The organism is Geobacillus sp. G4 (assembly GCF_040327975.1).
GTDB classification, from domain to species: Bacteria; Bacillota; Bacilli; order Bacillales; family Anoxybacillaceae; genus Geobacillus; species Geobacillus thermoleovorans.
In genome coordinates, this window is sequence record NZ_JBEPJY010000059.1 from 1 (window position 1) to 820 (window position 820).

General features: G+C 54.4%; 7 tRNA genes. All 7 read left to right on the forward strand.

Annotated features, from left to right (window positions below):
• Position 1: 1 nt before the first annotated feature.
• The 7 genes from ABS784_RS16870 to ABS784_RS16900 all read left to right on the forward strand — a co-directional run bounded on the left by ABS784_RS16870 (position 2) and on the right by ABS784_RS16900 (position 600).
• Positions 2–77, forward strand: a tRNA-Lys gene (locus tag ABS784_RS16870).
• 10 nt (positions 78–87) lie between these two features.
• Positions 88–172: transfer RNA gene (locus tag ABS784_RS16875), tRNA-Leu, on the forward strand.
• A gap of 11 nt (positions 173–183) precedes the next feature.
• Positions 184–258: transfer RNA gene (locus ABS784_RS16880), tRNA-Gly, on the forward strand.
• A gap of 16 nt (positions 259–274) precedes the next feature.
• Positions 275–360, forward strand: a tRNA-Leu gene (locus tag ABS784_RS16885).
• Positions 361–363: 3 nt separating this feature from the next.
• A tRNA-Arg gene (locus ABS784_RS16890) sits at positions 364–437 on the forward strand.
• Between the two features lie 4 nt (positions 438–441).
• Positions 442–515: transfer RNA gene (locus ABS784_RS16895), tRNA-Pro, on the forward strand.
• A 12-nt stretch (positions 516–527) separates the two neighbouring features.
• Positions 528–600: transfer RNA gene (locus ABS784_RS16900), tRNA-Ala, on the forward strand.
• Positions 601–820: the final 220 nt, after the last annotated feature.

The window sequence follows — 820 nt, forward strand, 5'->3', positions numbered from 1 at the left end:
TGAGCCATTAGCTCAGTAGGTAGAGCATCTGACTTTTAATCAGAGGGTCGGAGGTTCGAGTCCTCCATGGCTCACCACAATTGATTTGCGGGTGTGGCGGAATTGGCAGACGCGCTAGATTCAGGGTCTAGTGCCCTTTACGGGCGTGGGGGTTCGAGTCCCTTCACCCGCATGTTGATTCGAGCGGAAGTAGTTCAGCGGTAGAACACCACCTTGCCAAGGTGGGGGTCGCGGGTTCGAGTCCCGTCTTCCGCTCCATTTATTTGCCCATTTAGCCGGGGTGGCGGAATTGGCAGACGCACAGGACTTAAAATCCTGGGGTAGGTCACTACCGTGCCGGTTCGAGTCCGGCCCTCGGCACTTGCGCTCGTAGCTCAATTGGATAGAGCATCTGACTACGGATCAGAAGGTTAGGGGTTCGAATCCTCTCGAGCGCGTTGGCGGGAAGTAGCTCAGTTTGGCAGAGCACATGGTTTGGGACCATGGGGTCGCAGGTTCAAATCCTGTCTTCCCGATAGCGGATATATGGGGCCTTAGCTCAGCTGGGAGAGCGCCTGCTTTGCACGCAGGAGGTCATCGGTTCGATCCCGATAGGCTCCACTGTTGCTTTATGTCTGTGCCTGCCGCTTGCAAGGGAATTTGAAGACGTGAGGTTCCTCGGTAGGATTACAGAGAAGCAAACTAAAGTAGCAACCTTGTGTCCTGCAAGTGAATGGAGAGAAGCGGGATTCTTCGACGAAAACCAGCAGAGAAGTTGTTTCAATGCAGCAACTTTGCGCCTGTGTCTTCTAGTGAATTCGGGGGAATTGGGTTCCTCGGC